Source organism: Bacillus sp. FSL K6-1145, assembly GCF_038003425.1.
Taxonomy (GTDB): domain Bacteria; phylum Bacillota; class Bacilli; order Bacillales; family Bacillaceae; genus Bacillus; species Bacillus pumilus.
Genome location: NZ_JBBOPC010000001.1, coordinates 2,426,702 through 2,448,490 on the forward strand (window position 1 = coordinate 2,426,702; position 21,789 = coordinate 2,448,490).

At 42.7% G+C, this 21,789-nt stretch carries 26 protein-coding genes, 1 riboswitch and 1 other annotated feature; of the genes, 5 read left to right on the forward strand and 21 right to left on the reverse strand.

Annotation, left to right across the window (positions count from 1 at the left end; genetic code table 11):
• Positions 1–33 precede the first annotated feature (33 nt).
• The 4 genes from MHH41_RS12280 to MHH41_RS12295 form a co-directional block, all read right to left on the reverse strand.
• The gene (locus MHH41_RS12280; RefSeq protein WP_003216361.1) at positions 34–234 is read right to left on the reverse strand and encodes a DUF2905 domain-containing protein; all 201 of its coding nucleotides are present in this window, start codon (positions 232–234) and stop codon (positions 34–36) included.
• Positions 227–1,231: a Holliday junction branch migration DNA helicase RuvB gene (ruvB, locus tag MHH41_RS12285; protein WP_050943663.1), complete on the reverse strand. Its 1,005-nt coding sequence runs from the start codon at positions 1,229–1,231 to the stop codon at positions 227–229. Before ruvB ends, MHH41_RS12280 begins: the two co-directional genes overlap by 8 nt.
• Before the next feature lie 11 nt (positions 1,232–1,242).
• Positions 1,243–1,848, reverse strand: coding sequence for a Holliday junction branch migration protein RuvA (gene ruvA, locus MHH41_RS12290; RefSeq protein WP_044140019.1), 606 nt, complete (start codon positions 1,846–1,848; stop codon positions 1,243–1,245).
• A gap of 148 nt (positions 1,849–1,996) precedes the next feature.
• The gene (locus tag MHH41_RS12295; protein WP_340866397.1) at positions 1,997–2,509 is read right to left on the reverse strand and encodes an intercompartmental signaling factor BofC; all 513 of its coding nucleotides are present in this window, start codon (positions 2,507–2,509) and stop codon (positions 1,997–1,999) included.
• A gap of 226 nt (positions 2,510–2,735) precedes the next feature.
• On the opposite strand from MHH41_RS12295, the gene MHH41_RS12300 reads away from it, so the two are divergent.
• Positions 2,736–3,380 carry a protein kinase family protein gene (locus tag MHH41_RS12300; RefSeq protein ID WP_340866398.1) on the forward strand — a complete coding sequence of 215 codons (645 nt, stop codon included), beginning with the start codon at positions 2,736–2,738 and terminating at the stop codon, positions 3,378–3,380.
• Between the two features lie 33 nt (positions 3,381–3,413).
• Here MHH41_RS12300 and MHH41_RS12305 read toward each other — a convergent pair whose 3' ends face one another.
• On the reverse strand, positions 3,414–3,596 hold the full coding sequence (locus MHH41_RS12305; RefSeq protein ID WP_003216799.1) for a hypothetical protein: 183 nt from the start codon (positions 3,594–3,596) through the stop codon (positions 3,414–3,416).
• A 192-nt stretch (positions 3,597–3,788) separates the two neighbouring features.
• Here MHH41_RS12305 and MHH41_RS12310 point away from each other — a divergent pair, with 192 nt between their 5' ends.
• Positions 3,789–3,935, forward strand: coding sequence for a hypothetical protein (locus tag MHH41_RS12310; protein ID WP_003216600.1), 147 nt, complete (start codon positions 3,789–3,791; stop codon positions 3,933–3,935).
• Between the two features lie 35 nt (positions 3,936–3,970).
• Here MHH41_RS12310 and thiC read toward each other — a convergent pair whose 3' ends face one another.
• A complete protein-coding gene (thiC, locus tag MHH41_RS12315; protein WP_340866399.1) occupies positions 3,971–5,731 on the reverse strand; it encodes a phosphomethylpyrimidine synthase ThiC in 1,761 nt (586 codons plus the stop codon).
• Between the two features lie 127 nt (positions 5,732–5,858).
• Positions 5,859–5,967, reverse strand: a riboswitch (TPP riboswitch).
• Between the two features lie 237 nt (positions 5,968–6,204).
• Here thiC and MHH41_RS12320 point away from each other — a divergent pair.
• On the forward strand, positions 6,205–6,837 hold the full coding sequence (locus tag MHH41_RS12320) for a LysE family transporter (RefSeq protein ID WP_044140013.1): 633 nt from the start codon (positions 6,205–6,207) through the stop codon (positions 6,835–6,837).
• A 48-nt stretch (positions 6,838–6,885) separates the two neighbouring features.
• Here the strand turns inward: MHH41_RS12320 and MHH41_RS12325 are convergent, their stop codons facing one another.
• The 5 genes from MHH41_RS12325 to nadB all read right to left on the reverse strand — a co-directional run bounded on the left by MHH41_RS12325 (position 6,886) and on the right by nadB (position 12,751).
• Complete coding sequence (locus tag MHH41_RS12325) at positions 6,886–7,503, reverse strand: YhcN/YlaJ family sporulation lipoprotein (protein ID WP_340866400.1); 618 nt, start codon at positions 7,501–7,503, stop codon at positions 6,886–6,888.
• Positions 7,504–7,826: 323 nt separating this feature from the next.
• A complete protein-coding gene (gene safA, locus MHH41_RS12330) occupies positions 7,827–9,104 on the reverse strand; it encodes a SafA/ExsA family spore coat assembly protein (protein ID WP_340866401.1) in 1,278 nt (425 codons plus the stop codon).
• A gap of 131 nt (positions 9,105–9,235) precedes the next feature.
• Complete coding sequence (gene nadA / locus MHH41_RS12335; RefSeq protein WP_340866402.1) at positions 9,236–10,345, reverse strand: quinolinate synthase NadA; 1,110 nt, start codon at positions 10,343–10,345, stop codon at positions 9,236–9,238.
• Positions 10,332–11,195, reverse strand: a complete 864-nt coding sequence (gene nadC / locus MHH41_RS12340) for a carboxylating nicotinate-nucleotide diphosphorylase (protein WP_003216390.1) — start codon at positions 11,193–11,195, stop codon at positions 10,332–10,334. Before nadC ends, nadA begins: the two co-directional genes overlap by 14 nt.
• Entirely contained in the window at positions 11,177–12,751 is a 1,575-nt protein-coding gene (gene nadB, locus MHH41_RS12345; RefSeq protein WP_340866403.1) for an L-aspartate oxidase, read from the reverse strand. The genes nadC and nadB overlap by 19 nt, the downstream gene beginning before the upstream one ends.
• Before the next feature lie 94 nt (positions 12,752–12,845).
• Between nadB and MHH41_RS12350 the strand changes: the two genes are divergently transcribed.
• Both MHH41_RS12350 and MHH41_RS12355 read left to right on the forward strand, forming a co-directional pair.
• Positions 12,846–13,988: an IscS subfamily cysteine desulfurase gene (locus MHH41_RS12350; RefSeq protein WP_226803779.1), complete on the forward strand. Its 1,143-nt coding sequence runs from the start codon at positions 12,846–12,848 to the stop codon at positions 13,986–13,988.
• A 3-nt stretch (positions 13,989–13,991) separates the two neighbouring features.
• On the forward strand, positions 13,992–14,534 hold the full coding sequence (locus tag MHH41_RS12355) for a transcription repressor NadR (RefSeq protein ID WP_050943655.1): 543 nt from the start codon (positions 13,992–13,994) through the stop codon (positions 14,532–14,534).
• Between the two features lie 23 nt (positions 14,535–14,557).
• On the opposite strand, the gene pheA is transcribed toward MHH41_RS12355, so the two are convergent.
• From pheA to minD, 10 genes are all read right to left on the reverse strand, one after another.
• Positions 14,558–15,436: a prephenate dehydratase gene (pheA, locus tag MHH41_RS12360; protein WP_340866404.1), complete on the reverse strand. Its 879-nt coding sequence runs from the start codon at positions 15,434–15,436 to the stop codon at positions 14,558–14,560.
• A gap of 18 nt (positions 15,437–15,454) precedes the next feature.
• Entirely contained in the window at positions 15,455–15,898 is a 444-nt protein-coding gene (locus MHH41_RS12365) for an ACT domain-containing protein (RefSeq protein WP_003216269.1), read from the reverse strand.
• Between the two features lie 55 nt (positions 15,899–15,953).
• Positions 15,954–17,240 carry a GTPase ObgE gene (gene obgE / locus MHH41_RS12370; protein ID WP_003216191.1) on the reverse strand — a complete coding sequence of 429 codons (1,287 nt, stop codon included), beginning with the start codon at positions 17,238–17,240 and terminating at the stop codon, positions 15,954–15,956.
• A gap of 30 nt (positions 17,241–17,270) precedes the next feature.
• Positions 17,271–17,855: a sporulation initiation phosphotransferase B gene (locus MHH41_RS12375; protein ID WP_003216825.1), complete on the reverse strand. Its 585-nt coding sequence runs from the start codon at positions 17,853–17,855 to the stop codon at positions 17,271–17,273.
• Between the two features lie 254 nt (positions 17,856–18,109).
• Positions 18,110–18,394 carry a 50S ribosomal protein L27 gene (gene rpmA, locus MHH41_RS12380; RefSeq protein ID WP_003216586.1) on the reverse strand — a complete coding sequence of 95 codons (285 nt, stop codon included), beginning with the start codon at positions 18,392–18,394 and terminating at the stop codon, positions 18,110–18,112.
• A 12-nt stretch (positions 18,395–18,406) separates the two neighbouring features.
• Positions 18,407–18,745 carry a ribosomal-processing cysteine protease Prp gene (locus MHH41_RS12385; RefSeq protein ID WP_003216478.1) on the reverse strand — a complete coding sequence of 113 codons (339 nt, stop codon included), beginning with the start codon at positions 18,743–18,745 and terminating at the stop codon, positions 18,407–18,409.
• Positions 18,746–18,759: 14 nt separating this feature from the next.
• Complete coding sequence (gene rplU, locus MHH41_RS12390; protein WP_003216781.1) at positions 18,760–19,068, reverse strand: 50S ribosomal protein L21; 309 nt, start codon at positions 19,066–19,068, stop codon at positions 18,760–18,762.
• Positions 19,069–19,080: 12 nt separating this feature from the next.
• Positions 19,081–19,153, reverse strand: a sequence feature (ribosomal protein L21 leader region).
• A 66-nt stretch (positions 19,154–19,219) separates the two neighbouring features.
• Positions 19,220–20,089, reverse strand: a complete 870-nt coding sequence (locus tag MHH41_RS12395) for a M50 family metallopeptidase (RefSeq protein ID WP_284906799.1) — start codon at positions 20,087–20,089, stop codon at positions 19,220–19,222.
• A complete protein-coding gene (locus MHH41_RS12400; protein ID WP_284906798.1) occupies positions 20,082–20,873 on the reverse strand; it encodes a M23 family metallopeptidase in 792 nt (263 codons plus the stop codon). The genes MHH41_RS12395 and MHH41_RS12400 overlap by 8 nt, the downstream gene beginning before the upstream one ends.
• 112 nt (positions 20,874–20,985) lie before the next feature.
• Positions 20,986–21,789, reverse strand: coding sequence for a septum site-determining protein MinD (gene minD, locus MHH41_RS12405; protein ID WP_003216504.1), 804 nt, complete (start codon positions 21,787–21,789; stop codon positions 20,986–20,988).

Genomic DNA, 21,789 nt, shown 5'->3' on the forward strand with positions numbered 1-21,789 from the left:
TCCTTCACCTATTCTGTAGTTAACTAGTTAACGTTATTTCATCCGTCCAAAGATATTCAGTAATATGGTTAGCACGATGCTAATGACAATGCATGTGATCACAGGAAAAAAGAATGTCACATTTCCTTTTTTTACAAAAATATCACCTGGAAGCTTACCAACCAATTGAAAACCTAATCCTGCGGCAAAAAGGACACCACCTAAAATCATCAATATTTTAGGGAATTCAGTCACGAATCGGAACCTCCATTTGAAAATGTTCATACGCTTCTCTTGTGACGACCCGTCCTCTTGGTGTTCTTTGCAGGAAACCAATTTGCAGTAAATACGGTTCGTACACATCTTCAATCGTATGTGATTCTTCTCCAATTGTCGCTGAGATCGTATCAAGCCCAACAGGCCCGCCTCTAAATTTTTCAATCATACTTAAAAGCAGCTTATGGTCGATATGATCAAGACCAAGCTTGTCGACTTGAAGGCGCTCAAGGGCATCTTCCGCAATGTCCTCGGTAATCGCGTGATTCCCAAGCACCTGCGCAAAATCTCTTACTCTTCTGAGTAGACGATTGGCAACCCTCGGCGTACCGCGGGAACGTCTTGCGATCTCTTCGGCTGAGCGAAGATCGATCCCAATCTCGAACAGCTCTGCTGTTCTTGAAACAATGTGAGCCAAATCTCTTTGCTCATAGTATTCCAATCTTGCATGTACCCCAAACCTGTCACGAAGCGGCGCTGTTAAAAGCCCGACGCGGGTCGTAGCACCTACAAGTGTAAATGGCGGTAAATCAAGCCGTACAGAGCGCGCTGTATCTCCTTTGCCAATGACGATATCTAAACAAAAATCCTCCATTGCTGGATAAAGCACTTCCTCAATTGAGCGCTGCAAGCGATGAATTTCATCTATAAACAACACATCACCTGGCTCAAGAGACGTTAAGATCGCCGCCAAATCGCCAGGACGTTCAATCGCTGGTCCAGACGTTGTCCGCAGCTGAACATTCATTTCATTGGCAATAATCGACGCGAGCGTTGTTTTCCCGAGTCCGGGCGGTCCGTATAAAAGGACGTGATCGAGTGTTTCCTGCCTCATCCGGGCAGCTTCAATAAACACGCTGAGGTTATCCTTTACTTTTTGCTGACCGATATATTGGCTAAGTGTCTGAGGCCGCAGACTTTGCTCAATGGCTGATTCATGGTTGTCTGCTTCAGTTGAGACGAGCCGTTCATCCATGAGACATCACCCTATTTCAACATTTTTTGTAAAGCTTTTTTCACATATTGATCGGTTGTGAGATTCTTTTCTTCTTTTAATAATGGAAGAACCTTTTTAATTTCGCGATCACCGTATCCGAGAACACTTAAGGCTTCAAGCGCTTCGTCTAATGCCGTTTGCTGCGTTTCGACCTGAATATGGTCCTCGTGATTAAATAGATTGCCAATCATTTCAGGCACAACATCAGCTAGCTTTCCTTTTAGGTCGAGAATGATTTGGCGAGCTGTCTTTTTGCCAACACCAGGGAATTTAATCAGGAACGCTTCATCTTCACGTTCTATCGCTGAAATGACCGCGCCTGGATCACCGGAAGCAAGAATCGCTAGAGCCCCCTTCGGCCCAATCCCTGTGACATTTAACAGTTTTGTGAACAGCGCTTTTTCTTCTCGTGTTTGAAATCCATATAACGAAAAAGCGTCTTCCTTTATGTAATGATACGTATAAATCGTTTCTTGTTTATTGATTTGATAGATAAACGGGTTTGGGCTATAGACTTGATATCCCACTCCGCCGTTTTCTATGACAACATATTGCGGGCACACATAATCAATGGTCCCTTTTACAAACTCTATCACCGTTTTCACCTCTTTGACTGTTCTTCATTGTAACATAAATCGAGAAGAAAACCGCAATAAAAGTTAACATACGTTCGCTCAATGCATTTTTACGATGACACTACGAAAAACAGCTTGCGGCCTTCACACCAGCAAGCTGTTATACGCTTTAAAACGATATTTCATTTCGGTAAGGCTTCATGACTTCAAGCACATGCTCAAATTCATCCTTTGTTCGAAAAGGAATGCCTTGCTCAAGCTGCTCCTCCACATGACTTTCTAAACGGGACGTATCAATTTGAAAAAAGAGATGAATGGGCTCCGCCCAGCCGTCAGGCCTTCCATGAAACGTAGAAATCACACCGTCCTCTGATAATCCGATATATCCATTTGCTTTACTTAATGGAGAGATATCATCAATTTGCTTTCTAAAAAGCGCAAAATCCTCTTTCTGCTCTACTAGCGTCCAGCCTTTATACTGCGACCAGAATGTGTCTTTGTCTTCTAATGATGCCCGGTGTCTTTCAATACTCACATCTCCGTCTAGATAAACTTTTTCAAGCTGTACGGTGATCGAGTTTGACTGCTTTTGCAAGTGTTCTTTTCCTTCCATATCCGTAGCGAAAAAAAGCACACTTGTCATGATAAGTCCTATAACGAAACATTTCATCTTCACTTTCACTATTTACACCTCTTTAAAACATGAGATCGATGCATGACATATGTAGTTTGACCCATTTTTCTAAACATTAACCAAATCGATGACATGAATATATGGGAAGAGTCTTTCGTTGTATCCTTCATTCGTAAATGGTATGTTTTATACAATCCATTGCTTTATCGAATGCTCGGTTTTTTCATCATTCGTTTTTCAGCCGCATAAACTGAAACCAAAGAAGGTGAAGTCAATGTCAGAAGTCAAAAGATTAGCCGAATCGATTCAGTATCATGAGAATAAACGTCTTCATAAGCTTGCCTTTAAACCGGCAGAGCTTGAGCTGTGCGGCAAAGGAAGAAGTGCCTATGTCTTTTCATACAAAAAAAACGGCAAGAAAATGGCGTTAAAAGTCTTTTTCCCTTCTTATCAGCATATTGCCCGCAAAGAAGCCGCCATTTATGAAAAACTCTCTGGTTCGTCTTACTACCCTGAGATTTATGAATCTGGGGATCAGTATATTTTAATGGAATATATTAAAGGATATACATTCTATGAATGCCTCACAAAGGGGATTCCTATTAAAAAACAAATGATTGAACAAGTCGATGATGCGCTAGAAGAAGCACGCGAGAAAGGATTGAATCCTTCAGATATCCATCTGAGGAATCTGATCTTAACAAAGGAAGGACAGGTCAGGGTCATCGACGTTGCCCGTTTCACACAAACAAAAGCATGCCACCAATGGGATGACTTAAAAGCCGCTTACGCTTATTATCAAAAACCTTTCTTCCCGAAAAAAGCACCGCGTCTTTGGCTTGAAGTGATTGCTTATTTGTATAAAAAGAACTGGATGTCTCGCGGTCAGCTTAATAATCGGAATGATTTCTCTGCATAATGAAAGCCGCTCTCACTGAGCGGCTTTTCTGTGTCAATCTGTTTCAACATGGATGCTATTCACATTTAATAAGTTAATGATTTCATTATTCAGCTTAAACCAATGATTGGCTTCTTCAATTTTCTTATACACATCATAGGTAGCTGGACGTTTTAGCTCGAAATCAAGCACTTCCCCATTGTTCATATGAAATGTTACCTTAAATACTTTCATCATAAGATCACCTTCCACTCTCTCTTGTTAGCTGGCCAAATAGATCGGCTCTTTTCATTCATTCTCTACTCAACTCGTTTCCCCTCCTTCTTTCCTTTCAAACACAAGAAGTTTAAATTTTGTTTAAATTCAAACAATATCTCTATCCCTCTTCTTTGCAAAGAAGTATATTATTTTAAAAAGGAGGTTTTCTTTATGAAACGGAAAAAGAAACGAACATCCCCAGAAAGACAAACAGTCGTGTTTCATTTAACAGATGCCCTCATTCCGAGTCTGGACATGATAGGGGTTGCATTAAAGGCATTTTTCCACCTCTTAAGAAAAGCCTTATCCGCGATCTGATAAAACCCCGCACAACATGCGTGCGAGGTTCTTTTTTAGGATGAATATATTTGACTTCCTTGGCTGATAAACTCCTTCGCCTTCTTCTCCATCTCTTTTTTTACTTCTTCTGATTGATTGCGAATATCATGGGAAATTTTCATGCTGCAAAACTTCGGTCCGCACATCGAGCAAAAATGGGCAGTCTTAGCGCCTTCGGCAGGCAATGTTTCATCATGGAACGCCATCGCTCTTTCTGGATCAAGTGACAGGTTGAATTGGTCCCGCCATCTAAATTCAAACCTTGCTTTCGATAAAGCATCATCGCGCTTTTGAGCAGCAGGATGTCCTTTTGCTAGATCAGCAGCATGTGCAGCAATTTTATAGGCGATCACACCTTCTCTTACATCTTCTTTGTTCGGCAGCCCTAAATGCTCTTTTGGCGTCACATAGCATAGCATCGCTGTTCCATACCAGCCGATCATAGCTGCGCCGATAGCAGATGTAATATGATCATATCCCGGAGCAATATCTGTTGTAAGAGGTCCTAATGTATAAAATGGTGCCTCTTTGCAAATCTCCATTTGTTTGTCTACATTCTCTTTGATTTTATCCATTGGAACATGCCCAGGTCCTTCAATCATCACCTGAACATCATGTTTCCAAGCGATCTCTGTCAATTCACCTAATGTTTCCAGCTCTGCAAACTGCGCCTCATCATTGGCATCAGCAATCGAGCCTGGTCTGAGTCCGTCTCCAAGTGAAAAAGCAATATCATACGTTTTCATAATCTCACAAATGTCTTCGAAGTGGGTATAAAGGAAATTTTCTTGATGATGGGCAAGACACCATCTTGCCATAATGGCACCGCCTCTTGAAACAATTCCGGTTACCCGATGGACTGTCAGCGGAATATACCTTAACCGCACGCCCGCATGTATCGTGAAGTAGTCTACTCCTTGCTCTGCTTGTTCAATTAACGTGTCTCTGTACACGTCCCACGTCAAATCTTCTGCCACGCCATTCACTTTTTCAAGCGCCTGATAAATGGGAACGGTGCCTACTGGGACTGGGCAATTGCGTATGATCCATTCTCTCGTTGTATGAATGTCCTTTCCTGTAGACAGATCCATCATAGTGTCTGCACCCCATCTGATCGCCCATGTCATTTTTTCAACTTCTTCATCAATGGATGATGTCACAGCTGAATTGCCAATGTTCGCATTGATTTTGACATGAAAATGCCTTCCGATAATCATCGGTTCACTTTCAGGATGGTTAATATTCGCTGGAATGACGGCTCTTCCGCTCGCTACTTCCTCTCTCACGAACTCAGGACTTAGCCCTTCTCTTAACGCGATGAACTCCATTTCAGGCGTCACAATACCTTTTTTTGCATAATGCATTTGCGTCACACAGGCACCTTGTTTTGCGCGAAGCGGCTCATGATGAAAATCAGTAAGAACATGCTGATGTGACGATTTCTCTTTGGAGCGATATCCGTTATCTTCAGGTTTTACATGACGTCCTTCATAGCTTTCTGTATCCCCTCTTTCTTCGATCCATGCCGCTCTCAGACGATGAAGCCCCTTTGTAACATCGATATGGGCACGCTCATCGGTGTAAGGTCCACTCGTATCGTACACACGAATCGGTTCATTTTGAATGTTTCCTGCCTGCGTCACCGTTTGTGAGAGGGCAATCTCTCTTTTTGGCACTAAAATGTCAGGTCTTGACCCTTTCTCATACACCTTTCGGCTGCCATCAAAGCTTGATAATAACGATTGAGTTGTTAGGGTATTTTTCTTTTCTTTCATTTGCTGTTCTCTCCTTCTCTTCTTGTCACAGGACAGGATGGAATCAGCACCAGCAAAAAAACCAGGCTCTATGAACAGAACCTGGTTTCGTCGTTAGAAATAAACATGAATCTCATTTATAAGACACATGTATCATCTTCAACTTCCCCACGCTGGTACGAGCCAGATCAGGTCCAAAGGGTTAAGAAGCATACACTTCTCTCTCAGCCCAGCCGCGGGCACCCCTAGTCACATTTATTCATTTCCACAACAGTGTAGCATAGAGATGCCATGAAAAAAAGGAGTTTTAGGAAAATAGTTCCTTTTCACTACAAAAGAGATAAAGCCAGCTTGATATACACCTTTATATACATCATCCTCCTCAAACATTTAGATAAAATCTGAAATAATCATTGATCCTTTTCTCCTATTATGTATAATTAATCTAAACGGAGAATTTTTATACAGACTTTTTTAAAGGAAGTTCTAGTCGATTGCAAACATTTCTCACATTTATCGTCATAGGATTCTCAATTGCTCTACCAGTTGGAGCGATCACGGTTGAAATGACTAAACAAGGATTAAAAAACGGCTTCTTTCATGGTTTAACTGTAGGAGCAGGCGGCATGACCATTGATCTCTTACTAATCTTGGCTTTGTATGCTGGATTTGCTCAGTTTTTATCACTGCCATTTGTCCAAATCCCGCTCTGGCTGATCGGAGCTATCTTCTTAATGATTCTCGCATACGATTCCATTAAACATGCGGATCAAGACATCCATTTAGCTGGCGAAAAAGTCAATAAATCTTTCGCAAAAACGTACAGAAACGGCTTGCTTGTCGCGGTGTCTCCTGGAAACCTTGTGTTCTGGGTTTCTGTATTCGGAGCTGTACTGGCAGATGCATATACAAAAACAGATTCATCTGAATTTATGCTGGCATCAGGCGGTATTTTGGCAGGGATTCTCCTTCATGACATCGGTCTTCTCACCCTTGTATCCTTAACAAGAAAAGTGATGAATCGAACGATGATCAAATGGACATCCATTATTGCTGGTATTTTATTACTTGGATTTGGCTGTTATTTCTTTTACGAATTCTATATAGGCATTAAGGTTTATTTTTAAGAAAAGGCTAAAGTTCTTGAGGAACTTTAGCCTTTTTTATACTTCAACTTATCGAGTCATGCCTGTTTGACCTGTTTCAAATTGTGTTCTTCTCATATCTCTAAAGCGTGTGAAAGCTCCCTCGTCTTTAATGACTTGGACAGCTCTTCCATCCGCATAACGAGTCGCTGCTTCTTCCACTTGTGATACGCCCTCTGACGTCAGACGTCCATCTGATTTAATGGCAATATACACATTTTCATCTGTTACCATCACCTGTGAGTCTGCAACGTGGTTCATTTTATTGACGCGATTGGCAATTTTTCTTGAACGCTGCACATTCTCTTGTTTATCGTAGCCAGAGAACGACATTTGGTTATGATAGTTCATATCTCCATGACTGTAGCGTCCATCACCACCTGCGAGAGGCATTCGATCATCTGCTTGAGGGCGGGTGCGATAATCAACATTCGTTGTATTCCCACCGTTCATTCCCTCCATGAGTTCAGAAACTGGCCCTTGATGATCTTGGTTATTGTCATCCGCACGGTTATTCGAATGATATCCGACTGGCTGACCTGATTGATTATGACGTGTATCTACACCTGCATTGTCATTTGTACCACATGCCGTTAACCCAATAGGAAGAAGCACTAATGCGATCGTTTTTTGCCATTTTTGTCTCAAACGAAAAACCCCCTGTACAAATTCAATCTCATGAGCGCGAAACAGGCTCTGTTTTAGCATGTACAGTTTGGGGAAAAATCAAGCTGTCAGTTATAAACAAAAAAAGGAACGATTGAGATCGTTCCCTCCAGTTTGCTAAAATGATCTTTATTTTAGCCCTTTTTCTTCTTTTCAGCGTGATAGAAAACCTTTGAAGTCTAGGAAGGACGAGCATCGGAGCGGAGCGAATTTGACATTCGTGAGCACCGGAGCGCAGCCCTGACAAAGAATGCGAGGGTTTGTCTACACGCTGAAAGGAACGATTGAGATCGCTCCTTCTGTTATTACTCTTCTTCGTCTTCCTCTGGTCTTGCAAAAACAGATTGACCTGGATATGGCTGCATATAAGGCTGAGCTGGATAAGCCCCCATTTGGCCATAAGGTACAGGATTCGGGTAATGTCCTGGCCATGGCTGATGCTGCTTCATGCCATCATCACATCCGCAGTCTTCCTTGCCATAAGCTTCATTTGAAACATTTGGATAAAAGCCTTGATTCACGTTCGTATTGACATTGGCGTTGGCATTGGCATTTGGATGCATATGGTGGTGCCAGTGATGCCCATCGTTTGCATGATGTTCATAATGTTCTCCGTAATAAGCTGGCGCTTGATACGCAGGATAATACGGCTGCGCTGGGTATGGATATGGCATCATGTGATGGTGATAATATGGCTGGACAGGATAGCAAAGACCTGACCCTGGTAAAATTGGCGATGCTGGCACCATTTGCTGCGGATATGGATACATTGCCGGCATGTAATGACCATGACCATAATAAGGATCATATGCGTCATGATGCTGGTGATGGTGATGATGTTCCTTATTCTCAGCCATTCCCCCTACCGCTGCGCCTCCTACATTCGGCATTTGCGGGAAATTAGGAAGGTTTGGGTAATTGCTGTGCTCCATATCTTTTCCCTCCTCCTTTTGATGCGGAATATGAATAAACGGATCATACCCCTTTGCCACTTCATCTTTTAAATGACCTTTATTTTCATGATGGAAATGGTCCTTGTTGTCTTTATGCTCCTTATTCTCATGATGAAAATGGTCCTTGTTGTCTTTATGCTCCTTATTCTCATAATGAACATGATCTTTATGATCCTTTTTGTCATGAACATGATCTTTCTTTTCATGAACGTGATCTTTTTTCTCATGATGTTCTTTTTTGGGAGGAGGCGTGAATGGCTGGTAGAGATTGGTCTGATAATAATTCACATCGACTTGTGGAAAAGCTGGCTGCTCGATCTTTGGCACTGGCGGTACATAAGGTACAGGTTCGTTTGGCTTTTCTTTCGGCTTCGTATCTTGCACTTGCACGACATCTTTTGGCTTTTCTTTCACATACGGATGTTCTTTCGGCTTTGGCATTTCTTTTGCTTTCTGATGATCTGTTTTTACAGGAACACCACTAGATGGAATCTTGATCTTCATACCCGGCATGATCAAATCTGGGTTACTGAGCTGTGAATTTAGTTTTTTCAATTCTTGAAAGTCGACTCCGTATTTCTTTGAAATTTTCCAAAGGGAGTCTCCTTTTTGCACAATATGAATTTTCAACGTTTTCCCCTCCTATGCAAAACGTGAACGTAACGGTTATGTCAGAAGTACAATATGTTTCACCATAAATTTATGCCTATTTACAAGCCGATATGATAAAAACTTGTTTTCTGATAGGAGGGGCTGATTCATTATTTAATGGCGAGCATTTTATTCAGTGCAAGTAAAGCGTCTTTTGTCGTGTCTTCATTGACTTGAATCAAACCGACCGGATCACCTTTCTCTATGCTTTCTAGTGACCATAACAAATGAGGGAGATCGATCCGATTCATCGTCAAACATGGACACATATCCGGATTGAGGGATTCGATTTGTTTATCTGGATGCTGATCTATGATTCGCTTGACCAAATTCATCTCTGTTCCAATCGCCCACTTGCTTCCTGCTGCTGCTTCCTTGATCGTATCAATAATAAATTTCGTTGAACCGGCAAGATCAGAAGCCGTGACGACTTCATGCGTGCACTCTGGATGGACAAGAATTTGAATGTCACGGTCTCTTTTTCTTGTTTCTTCAATATTCCGCACCGTAAATTTCTCATGGACAGAGCAATGGCCTTTCCATAAAATCATCTTGATGCGGGAAAGAGGCTGATCGGTGATGAGCCTTTCTTCTATTTGATCCCAGACAGCCATTTCTTCAAGTGAAATGCCTAAATCAAAGGCCGTATTACGCCCTAAATGCTGATCAGGGAGAAACAGAATGCGCTCTTTTTGTGTGAGCGCCCACTCCAGCACTTTTTTAGCGTTTGATGATGTCACAGTGGCCCCGCCATGCTTTCCGACAAATGCTTTAATATCAGCTGTTGAGTTGACATACGTAAGTGGAAGAATTGTCTCCCCAAACAGATTAGTGAGCTGCTCCCATGCTCTATCCGTTTGTTTCATGTTTGCCATATCTGCCATTGAACAGCCTGCTCTCATATCTGGCAATAGAACCTTTTGATTCTTGTTTGACAGCATATCTGCCGTTTCAGCCATGAAGTGAACACCGCAGAACACAATGTACTCCGCTTCCTTGTTGTCCGCGGCTATTTGTGCGAGCTGCAATGAATCCCCTGTTGCATCTGCGAATTGGATGACTTCATCCTTTTGATAATGATGCCCTGGTATAAAAAGCTTTGATCCAAAGGCTCGTTTAATGTCTAACACACGCTGCTTCATATCATCAACTGATCGGTGTTTATATTCTTCTGGCATCATGGCTGCATGTTGATTCGCAAGTACATCAAGCAGTGACATGAGTTGTTCCCCCTTTATGACTGAATTCCATATTCATACTAAAATCAAATGCTGGAGCAGAATGTGTCAGAAAACCAAGTGAAATAAGGTCGACACCTGTCCCTCTGTAACTTGGCAATGTCTCTAGCGTGATGCCTCCTGAAGCCTCTGTCAAAATTGTCTCAGGCGTCATTTGTTTAAAACGTTTGACTTCGTCTGGAGAGCAGTTGTCAAACATGATGACATCGGCTTTTGCATCAATGGCTTCCTTTAGCTGCGTTTCTGATTCAATTTCCACTTCAATTTTCACCATATGACCGGCATATGCTCTTGCCTTCTCTACTGCTTCACGAATAGATCCGCATGCGGCAATATGATTATCTTTAATCATCACCCCATCTGATAAGCCGAAGCGATGATTCTTTCCCCCACCTGTCTTCACAGCGTATTTCTCTAACATACGCAAGCCGGGCGTCGTTTTTCTCGTATCACAAATCGTAATCGACGGGTCCGCTAATCGCTGCACTGCTTCATGTGTTAAAGTGGCGATACCTGTCATGCGCTGCAAGACATTTAAAATGACCCGTTCTCCTTTTAATAAGTCGCTGACTGGTCCCTTTATTTTCGCCAGCACTGCCCCTGAATGAATCCAATCACCTTCTTCAAAGAACAACTCAGTCTGAATCTGTTCATTCAGCAGGCGGTACCCTATGTCAATGACTTGAGAACCTGCCAATACACCCGATTGTTTTGCGATGATATAGGCTGTTCCTTTCTTTTCTCCAAAAATGCCATCAGCTGATACATCTCCAAAACCAATATCTTCTGTGAAAAAATGAGTCAGCATTTGTTTTAACTGTAAACGTTCCATTTGACACCGATCCTTTCATTTTTCATCATGTGAATGTGGCCTTTTTCATGGACAATTTGCACGCCCCGCCATAATGCATCATTCCGATTTGGATAATCCAATCGATAATGACCACCTCTACTTTCTGTACGAAGTAATGCAGACTTCACAAGGCAAATCGCTAATGCCCATTGATTGCTTAATTCGATCTGTTCACTTGTGATATCCTTCACATTCATTTGCTGATAAGGGACTTGCTGTAATGTTTGCAGTAAGGTCTTTAGCCCTTTTTCGTCTCTTACAATTGCGGCATATGTCGTCATCCATTGTCTCAACTGATTCTCTGAAATCTCTGGCACGGACCATATTTCTTGAATTGAGAAAGAGGGGATTGTTTTTTTCTGTTTAGGTACTTGTTCAATTCTCCGTGCCGCTTTGTTTCCTAAAACGAGACCTTCCAAGAGAGAATTACTCGCCAATCGGTTCGCTCCGTGTAAGCCTGTACAGGCCGCTTCTCCGATAGCAAAAAGAGATGGAACCGTCGTTTCTCCATATTCATTCACGCAGATTCCGCCCATTAAAAAATGCATACCAGGGGAAACTGGGAGCCTGCCGCTTGCTATATCGACACCTGCACGCTCACACATTGCAGCAATGGCTGGAAAACGAACTGAGAAATGTGGAATTTCGCTGATATTGAGATACAGATCATGACCTAATTGCTGTTCATGAAAAATAGCTCTAGCGACAATATCTCTAGGCGCTAAATCAGCTTGTGGGTGAATGCCTTTCATGATCCTCCTGCGTGTTTCATCTTCTAAATAGGCTCCCTCTCCTCGGACTGCCTCTGAAACGAGACCGACTGCTTTTCCAGCGATCGTCAAGAGGGTGGGATGGAATTGAACAAATTCGAGATCAGCTAATTGTGCTCCGGCTCGATAAGCCATCATCAGTCCGTCTCCTGTTACAGAAGGGTCATTTGTGTTTGTTTCATATAGGGAGCCGCAGCCGCCCGTGGATAAAACAACGGCATCTGCGGTCATGGTATGTACGCGATCTTTCTCATCTTTCCAGACCACTCCTATGCAGGTTCCTTCGTGAACGAGCAGATCAACGACATGGGAATTTTCATATAAATGAATATGTGAGCCAAGCTGATTTTTTAAATACTGCACGAGGGTTTTACCTGTTTGGTCTCCTCCTGCATGCAAAATGCGATGAGTCGTATGCGCCCCCTCTTTACCTAATTGCGGCACGCCCGTCTCCGTTTGATCAAATGGACAGCCTTCTTCTACGAGCTGCTCCACCATATGCTTTCCAAGACGTACGATCTCTTGTACCGCCCTTTCATCATTGTGATCACAGCCGGCGGCTAATGTGTCTTGTACATGCTGATGAACAGAATCCTGTGCTGAAAAGGCAGCAGCGATTCCTCCTTGTGCAAGCATGGAATTACTAGAGGAAAATTGTTTTTTTGTCATCATGATGACTTCGCAGCTTGCTGAAATGGTTTTTGCAAAGGAAAGCGCTGCAATGCCTGATCCCACCACAATGATTTTTTTGATTGATGACACCATCGCCCCTCCTGTCATTTACACCTGTCTTGACACATATCATTACACAACACTACAATAAATACAAGAAAAAATTTTCTCATAGGAGATGGATGGATTGGTTTATTTAGATTACGCAGCTTCTACACCTGTTTCGGAGGAGGCACTGCATGTTTTTCATCAGCTAAGTAAAGATTGCTACGGGAATGCAAGCAGTCTACATGATGCAGGCGGAAGAGCAAATGACATACTGACTTACAGCAGACAATCAATCGCTGCCATTCTTGAGGGCGAACCAGAGGGCATCTACTTTACAAGCGGCGGAACGGAATCCAATCTTCTTGCGATTCAATCGATGGCAAATGGTCTGCCAGCAGACAGGCAGCATGTCATCACAACTTCTGTAGAGCATCCTTCTGTTCATCATGCGGTTAAGAGCTTAGAGCGTCTTGGCGCGAAGGTTACGATCATTGAACCGAATCAAGATGGGATCATCACTCAGGACATTCTCAAAGATGCATTATTGCCTGAAACAGGATTAGTATCTATCCAGCATGCTAATTCAGAAACAGGGATTATCCAGCCGCTCGCTGAATTAGCACCCATTTTAAAAGAAAGGCACATTCTTTTTCATACAGATGCCGTGCAAACATTCGGAAAGGTTCGTGTGTCCATCAAGGAGCTTGGGGTTGATGCCGTATCCATCTCTAGCCATAAAGTGTATGCACCTAAGGGCGCTGGTGCTGTCTATATGGGCGCTCACGTTCCTTGGAAGCCTTTATATTCAGGTGCAGTTCAGGAAAATGGCTTCCGCCCTGGAACAGTGAACGTTCCATGCATCGGTGCTTTTGCTGCTGCGAGCGAACAATTAATGCTTAAGCTAGATGAGCAAAAACGGCAAAATGAGCAGCTTCGTGATTATTTTCTTCAGCAGCTGAAAATGAGACAGCTTCCTGTTCGTACACTTCAGAACAATGGCAATCGCCTTATGCTGCCTCATATTATTGGTTGTTTTTTTGAAGGGTTTGAAGGACAATATGTAATGTTAGCATGTAACCGGCATGGGATTTGTATATCGACTGGAAGCGCATGTGCTTCTGGTTATCATCATCCTTCCCCGGCTGTGAAGGCATTGCACGTATCAGACCGTGATGCTCTTCAATTCATTCGACTATCATTTGGATCGAAGTCGTCAAAAGAGGACATCGATCAGCTTTTGCATACATTTGAACAATTGCAAAAGGAGAAGAAAGGAGCATAAGACGTGGAGCAAGAGAGGAAACTCATTGGCGAAGAGAGAAGAAACGCCATTTTAGAGTGGCTAAAAGAGACAGATACACCGCTCACCGGAAGCTTTTTGGCTAAAAAGGCGGCTGTCTCTCGACAAGTCATTGTACAAGATATCTCACTATTGAAAGCAAAAAACGAACCCATTATTGCCACAAGTCAAGGCTATGTGTATATGGCATCTCAGCATGCGCCAGAAAGAGAAATTGAACAAATCATCGCCTGCAAGCATGATCCTGTTCGTACAGAAGAGGAACTGACCTTAATTGTAGATTTTGGGGTGACGGTAAAAGATGTGATTATAGAGCACCCTGTTTACGGTGAACTAACGGCCTCGATTCGCGTCAGCACTCGCAAGCAAGTAGCTGATTTCGTTCATCATATTTCTAACACGGGCGCCTCCTACTTGTCAGAACTAACAGACGGTGTGCATTTACATACACTCACTTCTTACAGTCAAAAGCAGCTTGACCAAGCCATCCAAGCGCTCGATGATGCTGGCTTTTTAATTAAAGACTAAAAAATAGTGTCCTATAAGGGACACTATTTTTCATTCGTTAGTTCATATGTTTGGTAGCTGCCGAGCAATTTGACTTCACAGCCAATTGCTTCTAATTCCTGAATCGCACCAGGGACAAGGACATCATCCATTTCTTTTTCTATATCTATAATAAATAAATAGTGTCCAAGACCAGTTTTTGTTGGACGAGATTCAATTTTTGACAAGTTGAGATTTCGCCAAGAAAAGGCAGATAACACGCGGTGCAATGCACCTGATTGGTCATCCTTTGGCAGACTGACGACAATGGTCGTTTTTGGCTTCGATGAGAACCCTGCATTCATTGGGAACGATGCTTTAGGATCTTTATGTAAAATAACAAAGCGTGTATGATTGTGCGGATAATCATGAATGTCTTTTTTTGCAATTGTTAAACCATACGTTTGTGCGGCAATTTCATTCGCAATGGCCCCAGCAGCCTCATCCGGATGCTCACTGATATATTTCGCTGCATAACCTGTTGATTCAACTGGACGATGCGGAATATCTGGGTACTGCTTTTTCAGAAATTGATGACACTGGGCAATCGCGTGCGGATGTGATTGGATCACATCTAATGTCTCCCAGCTTTCCGCTCTTGATGGGTGGACAAGCAAATGCTGCCGAATCGGTGCTGTCATTTCACCAACAATGGACAGCGCTTCTTCATGAATTAAATAATCAATCGTTAAGTTCACAGATCCTTCGAGTGCATTTTCAAGTGGAACGACCGCCAAATCGACTTTGCCTTTTGACACAGCATCCATACATTGCGGAATCGTTGCATAGGCACGCTGCATTGCATCTGCTGGAAAGCAAGAGCATACGGCCAAATGAGTAAATGTTGCCTCTGGTCCAAAATAACCTACAGTTAATTGCTTCATCTGCTATGATCTCTCCTTTTACGCCCCAGAACCTAGAATTTCAACTTTTTCGACAAATTCAAGTTTTCTTAATTGATTCATGACTGTATTGATATCATCTGCCATACCAGCCGTGCTAATGGATAGCGTGACATTCGCTCTTCCTTGCAGCGGAATCGTTTGGTGAATGGATAACACATTACAGCCAGAGTCAGCCACAATTTGAAGCAGTCTTGACAAAGCCCCAGACCGATCCTCAAGGTGGAAAAACAATGTGATGATCTGCTCTTTCACCATCGTATAAAATGGAAAAACAGCATCTCTGTATTTATAAAAAGCACTGCGGCTTAAATCCGCTTGTTGAACAGCATCGGCAACTGAATCCGCTTTTTTGCGATCGAGAAGCTTTTTGACTTCAAGCGTTTTTCGCATCGCATCTGGAAGGACATCCTCTCTTACTAAATAGAACGTTTCTTCTTTCACCTGTTTTCTCCCCTTTTAAAAACGGGAGAGCCCATGGACTGGACCCTCCTTTTGATCAATCAATAAATTCAAATTCAAATTCAAGCAGGCGAATGATGTCGCCGTCTTGTGCACCACGCTCACGCAAGGCATCATCGACACCCATTCCGCGCAATTGTCTAGAGAATCGTTTCACGGACTCATCTCTTGAGAAATCTGTCATCTTAAACAGTCGCTCAAGTGCTTTACCCGTTATGACAAATGTACCGTCAGGATCTCTTGTGATCTCGAATGGTGCATCTCCCTCATCAAACCTGTACATTACGCGGTTATCAGACAGTTCCTCTTCATTATAAAGCGGGAATTCCGGTGTTGTTTCAAGCTGATTGGCGATTTCAAATAAAAGCTCACGAAGCCCTTCTCTTGTGATCGCACTAATTGGGAACACTTTATAGTCATCCGTTAATTTTTCTTTAAATGCCGCTAGATTGTCAGCTGCATCTGGCATGTCCATTTTGTTCGCTACAATGATTTGTGGACGCTCAGTCAATCTCATATTGTATTGCTCAAGCTCTTCATTAATCGTCACATAATCTTCGTACGGGTCACGTCCTTCAAGTGCTGACATATCAATGACATGGACAATGACGCGTGTCCGCTCAATGTGGCGTAAAAATTGATGACCTAAGCCAACACCTTCGTGCGCGCCTTCGATCAGTCCTGGCAGATCCGCCATGACGAAGCTTCGGTTATCATCTGTTTCGACAACTCCTAGGTTCGGCACAAGCGTTGTGAAATGATAATCTGCAATTTTCGGTTTCGCAGAAGAGACAATTGAAAGCAGTGTCGACTTCCCGACACTTGGGAAACCAACAAGTCCAACATCTGCAAGTACTTTTAATTCTAAGATGACGTCACGTTCTTTACCTGGCTCGCCATTTTCAGAAAGCTGTGGTGCAGGGTTTGCCGGTGTTGCGAAACGTGAATTTCCACGTCCGCCTCGTCCGCCTTTTGCAATGACTGCCCGCTGTCCATGCTCTGTTAAGTCTGCGAGTACTTGTTCTGTCTCTGCATCCGTCACAACCGTACCGGGCGGAACTTTGACAACCATTTCTTCCGCATTTCGGCCGTGCTGGTTTTTACTCATTCCGTGCTCGCCGCGATCCGCCTTAAAATGGCGCTTATAACGAAAGTCCATCAATGTTCTGAGTCCTTCGTCTACTTCAAATACAACATCTGCACCATTTCCACCATCGCCGCCAGCCGGTCCGCCTTTTGGCACATATTTTTCACGACGAAACGCCACCATACCGTTTCCGCCGTCACCGCCTTTAACATACACTTTAACCTGATCTACAAACATAACTTCCTCCGTTTCTCTGCATCACATATCTCATTCTTGCCTCAAACAAAGCTCGATCATGGACTCATGACTTGTCACATGAAATTGAACTACACTCATACATGGATAGTTTGCGTCATGAAACGCATTTAACGCATCCAAACTTGTTAATTTTCCTTTGAAATCAAAATATAAGATCACATCATTCTCTTCATGATCTGTTTGGAACGTGACCGTTAAATGATTTTCAGTTTTTTGGCAAACTGATTGATCGAATATCGAAAACAACTCCTGTGATACCGTTAGCAGCTGCGATTCATATGCTGATAAGTCTCGGGTTTCACCAAGCACTTCGTATTCTAAGGTGATAAAATGCGACTCCCAATTAAATGTTAGAAAGTAATAGGCCAATTGGGGAATTTTTAAATTTGAGAGTTTGGATTCATGCTGTGCTTCAATGACCATTTCTTCTATAATTTCAAACACACGGTCATATTTTTCTAATGTCAAGTTGCCCTTGATCAGCTGCAATTTATTCATCCAGTCATGTCTTGAACGACTGAGCAGATAGATCAATTCATTTGTTAATGCAACGTGAGTTAATTTTTCGTTTTGTTTACTTGATATCTCTTCCATTATCGCACTCCCAATCGTTTGGTCTCTCTTTTAGGAGTCTTATCATCAATATGTCTCCCTGAATTATAACAGAGAAGACAGCATAGAAAAACACTAGTTATGTGAGGAAAGGTTGTTTTTTCTGATCTATAGGAGAAAATGAGGCAAAGTCAGCAAACGTTCTTTGATATTGATGGAGTGCATCTCTTTTTCATCTTCGATACTACTTGTAAAAAGTGAAAAAAACTCCAGTCAATGACCGGAGTTTTTAGCAATTATTGTGCCGCAGGATATACGCTCACTTTTTTACGGTCACGACCGAAACGTTCGAATTTAACTGTTCCGTCGATTTTAGCGAAAAGAGTGTCGTCGCCTCCGCGTCCAACGTTTTCACCTGGATAGATTTTCGTTCCACGTTGACGATAAAGGATAGAACCACCAGTTACGAATTGACCATCAGCACGTTTAGCGCCTAAACGTTTAGACTCAGAGTCACGTCCGTTCTTTGTAGAACCTACCCCTTTTTTAGATGCGAAAAATTGAAGATCTAATCTAAGCATGAAGTTCACCTCCTATTTTTTTGTAGATATTCTCACATAATCGTGATAATCTCGTTCGATTGTTTCTAAGGAAACGACCATGCCTTCTAAAAGCAGCTGGGCTTTTTCAAAGGATACTGGATCTGTATCAGCCGGCAATTCAAAAGAGAAATAGCCGCCTTCCTCGCCAATATCAAGCAGAGGGTCCAATCCTGTCAGTGCAATAATTGAATTGACTGAACCGAAAACAACAGCAGATACTCCTGCACAAACGAGATCCTGACCTTTTTCAGCAAACTCGGCATGTCCAGTCATCTGAAAAGACGTAATGCTTTCATCTGCTGCCGACCGAGTAATGGTTGCTTTGATCATATCACTCACACGCCTTAAGCGTTGATTTTTTCGATAACAACTTTAGTGTAAGGTTGACGATGACCTTGTTTCTTGTGGTTGTTTTTCTTCGGTTTGTACTTGAACACAGTAATTTTCTTACCGCGACCTTGTTTTTCAACTTTAGCCGTTACTGTTGCTCCAGCAACTGAAGGGTTACCCACTTTGACAGTGTCTCCGCCGACAAACAATACGTTTTCAAAAGTTACTGTTTCACCTGCTTCAGCAGCTAGTTTTTCAACATAAACAGTTTGACCTTCTTCAACTTTTACTTGTTTACCACCAGTTTCGATAATTGCGTACATCTCTGCACCTCCTAATAAACTCAGACTCGCCGAATACAGGGGGCCTTAGGCTCTTTACACCTGCTTCGCGCGGTTGTAGCACGGGTGCTACATATCCATAACATTAAAAAATATATCAAATTAGACGCAGAATGTCAATGTATTTTCATCACTAGTACGGCAAAAGAAGCTCTTCCATTGAGGAGGTGGTTCTTCGATCTGAAAAATACGCATGAAGCAGTTCATTTTCGTCAAGCTGGCTCATTTTCACGCCATCTCTTTCAATAATAATCGGATGCTTACAGCCTCTTTGGAATCGCGCCATGACTTCATATACTTTTTCCTCAGCGCTCGCTCTCAGCGGAATCAGCTTTTCTACCTTTTGCTCTTTTTTACCGTAATAACGTTCTAGTAAAAAACGAACCCTGACATAATGCCGCTGCCGGTACTCCATCACGAGTGAATAGGCTAAAAAAGTGAGCAGCACCCAGCCGTTGAATTGAAGCGGCGCAAACAAAAGTAATCCGCCTGTCAACAGACTAAAAAAGACAAGGGAGCCTTTTATGGCAAGGGCATGTGCACGTTGGAAAGGGTAATATGCTGATAAGAGCAAAAAGAATAATTTCCCGCCATCTAGCGGCCAAATCGGCAAAAGATTCACAAGGAAAATCGCCATATTATAAAAAGTGAACATCGTAAAAATGTCGTGTGAAATAAAAGAAGCTTCCATGAAAAACCATGCCATAAGCTGGAGCGGTACATGCTGGAGCGGCCCGTATAAAATGACCGCCAGCTCTTCCTTTAGCGGGCGGTTCCCATGCTCTTCTACTTCTACCGCTCCGCCAAACGGGAGTAGAAAAATCCGCCGAATGCGCCAATGATAATAGCAAGCAGCCGCTGCATGTCCAAGCTCATGGACAAAGACGATAATGAGCAGACAAAGCAGCGGCTTGATTTGACCAGAGAGGATCGCAAACGCCATCACAATCCACAGCAGCGGATGAATGTGAATTTTCGTCAGCATGACCAGCCATCTATTCAAAGGTCATCACCTGAATAGGATCGATAAACTGTTCATTTTGCTTAATGGCAAAGTAATACGTGCCCTTTCCTTGATCATCCAGTGAGATCTGGCCAATTTTCTCACCCTTATCGACAAAATCGTATAAGGCCACATTGGCTTCCTTTAATTGACCGTACCAGCTATAGCTGTTATCCGCATGCTGCACGACCACTGTCAGCCCTGTGTCACTTTTCTTTTTCACTTCTACTACATAGCCTTCCTTCATACTGTCAATCGCTTCAGCCGATGTTTCGATTTTGACTCCTGCTCCATTTTGCGTAAAGGATTCCTGTACTTTTCCAGAAGCAGGTACGGCCAGTTCTTGGTTCGCTTGTACATCTTTTTGGTCTTCCTTTTTGTCTGTTAAAAAGGCAAGGGGGTTTCCAACTGTTTTCTCAAACCAGCGATTGGCAGCAGCAAATTGAAAATCTTGCTCAAAGGTCTGCGTAATGATCGGCTTCAGCTGCTGAAACGGCCCTGCCTGACCTTTAAATGAAATGGCTACAATCAACACAAGAGACGCAGATAATAAACATTTCAGCACAAAGGCATTGGGGTTAAATAGCGGATGCTGATATTTCTTCGGCTGATGAGACGACAATTCAAAGGAAGACGACCCTGAATGCTTTTCTTCCTCTGTCAGCATGACCCATGGAGGGATATCCTTTTTTTTCTTAAAAGTCGTCTTCTTAGATGGAGCAGCTGACTGCTTCGTTTTGCGGCGCTGCGCGATTTTCTTTCGGTACTCGTCCACTCTTTTCATGAGATCACCCTTTACATACAAACAGTTTGTACATTTTATGTGGCGACCTCATCTGATATGCAACAAAAAGACCGATTCTGATCGAATCGGTCTCATCTTACATGAATGCTTATTAAGCTCTTACACCAAAAAATGCTTTCAGCTTAGCAAACATTCCTTTGTTTTCATCTTCAAATGATTGAAGTGGAACAGATTCGCCTAGTACGCGGCGGGCGATATTACGATACGCAATCGAGACTTTATTTTTAGCATCCATGACAATCGGTTCACCATTGTTTGAAGCCTTAATCACGTCATCATCATCAGCGACAATGCCAAGAAGATCAATCGATAAGTGATGGACAACTTCATCCACATCCATTGAATCGCCACTTTTCGCCATGTGTGTACGAATACGGTTGACAATCAAACGAGGTGGTTCGATATCTTCTTGTTCTAACAAGCCGATGATACGGTCGGCATCTCTTACAGCTGAGATCTCAGGCGTCGTCACGACAATTGCCTTATCTGCACCAGATACAGCATTTTTAAAGCCTTGCTCAATTCCAGCAGGGCAATCAATGACGACATAATCAAAGTCTTGTTTCAATGATTGAATTAATTCTTTGATCTGCTCTGGTTCTACAGCCGTTTTATCGCTTGTTTGAGCAGCGGGTAAAAGATACAAAAGATCCTCGAAACGCTTATCTTTTACAAGCGCTTGGTGAATTTTACATCTTCCTTCTACTACATCGACTAGATCATAAATAATGCGGTTCTCAAGCCCCATCACGACATCTAAATTCCGAAGGCCAATATCGGTATCAACTAGACACACCTTTTTCCCTTGAATTGCTAGTGCTGTGCCTAAGTTTGCAGATGTTGTTGTTTTGCCAACGCCGCCTTTTCCTGAGGTAATCACAATAGCCTCGCCCAA

Bases quoted from the DNA above. Each gene is read 5' to 3' on its own strand.
- MHH41_RS12375 (WP_003216825.1), bottom strand. From the start codon at position 17,855: ATGGAAGAGATATCAAGTAAACAAAACGAAAAATTAACTCACGTTGCA.
- nadB (WP_340866403.1), bottom strand. From the start codon at position 12,751: ATGGTGTCATCAATCAAAAAAATCATTGTGGTGGGATCAGGCATTGCA.
- thiC (WP_340866399.1), bottom strand. From the start codon at position 5,731: ATGAAAGAAAAGAAAAATACCCTAACAACTCAATCGTTATTATCAAGC.
- ruvB (WP_050943663.1), bottom strand. From the start codon at position 1,231: ATGGATGAACGGCTCGTCTCAACTGAAGCAGACAACCATGAATCAGCC.
- MHH41_RS12310 (WP_003216600.1), top strand. From the start codon at position 3,789: ATGAAACGGAAAAAGAAACGAACATCCCCAGAAAGACAAACAGTCGTG.
- MHH41_RS12385 (WP_003216478.1), bottom strand. From the start codon at position 18,745: ATGATCAAAGCAACCATTACTCGGTCGGCAGCAGATGAAAGCATTACG.
- MHH41_RS12305 (WP_003216799.1), bottom strand. From the start codon at position 3,596: ATGATGAAAGTATTTAAGGTAACATTTCATATGAACAATGGGGAAGTG.
- MHH41_RS12300 (WP_340866398.1), top strand. From the start codon at position 2,736: ATGTCAGAAGTCAAAAGATTAGCCGAATCGATTCAGTATCATGAGAAT.
- obgE (WP_003216191.1), bottom strand. From the start codon at position 17,240: ATGTTTGTAGATCAGGTTAAAGTGTATGTTAAAGGCGGTGACGGCGGA.
- rpmA (WP_003216586.1), bottom strand. From the start codon at position 18,394: ATGCTTAGATTAGATCTTCAATTTTTCGCATCTAAAAAAGGGGTAGGT.
- nadA (WP_340866402.1), bottom strand. From the start codon at position 10,345: ATGTCACTGCTTGATGTACTTGCGAATCAACATGCAGCCATGATGCCA.
- nadC (WP_003216390.1), bottom strand. From the start codon at position 11,195: ATGGAACGTTTACAGTTAAAACAAATGCTGACTCATTTTTTCACAGAA.
- MHH41_RS12400 (WP_284906798.1), bottom strand. From the start codon at position 20,873: ATGAAAAGAGTGGACGAGTACCGAAAGAAAATCGCGCAGCGCCGCAAA.
- rplU (WP_003216781.1), bottom strand. From the start codon at position 19,068: ATGTACGCAATTATCGAAACTGGTGGTAAACAAGTAAAAGTTGAAGAA.
- pheA (WP_340866404.1), bottom strand. From the start codon at position 15,436: ATGAAGCAATTAACTGTAGGTTATTTTGGACCAGAGGCAACATTTACT.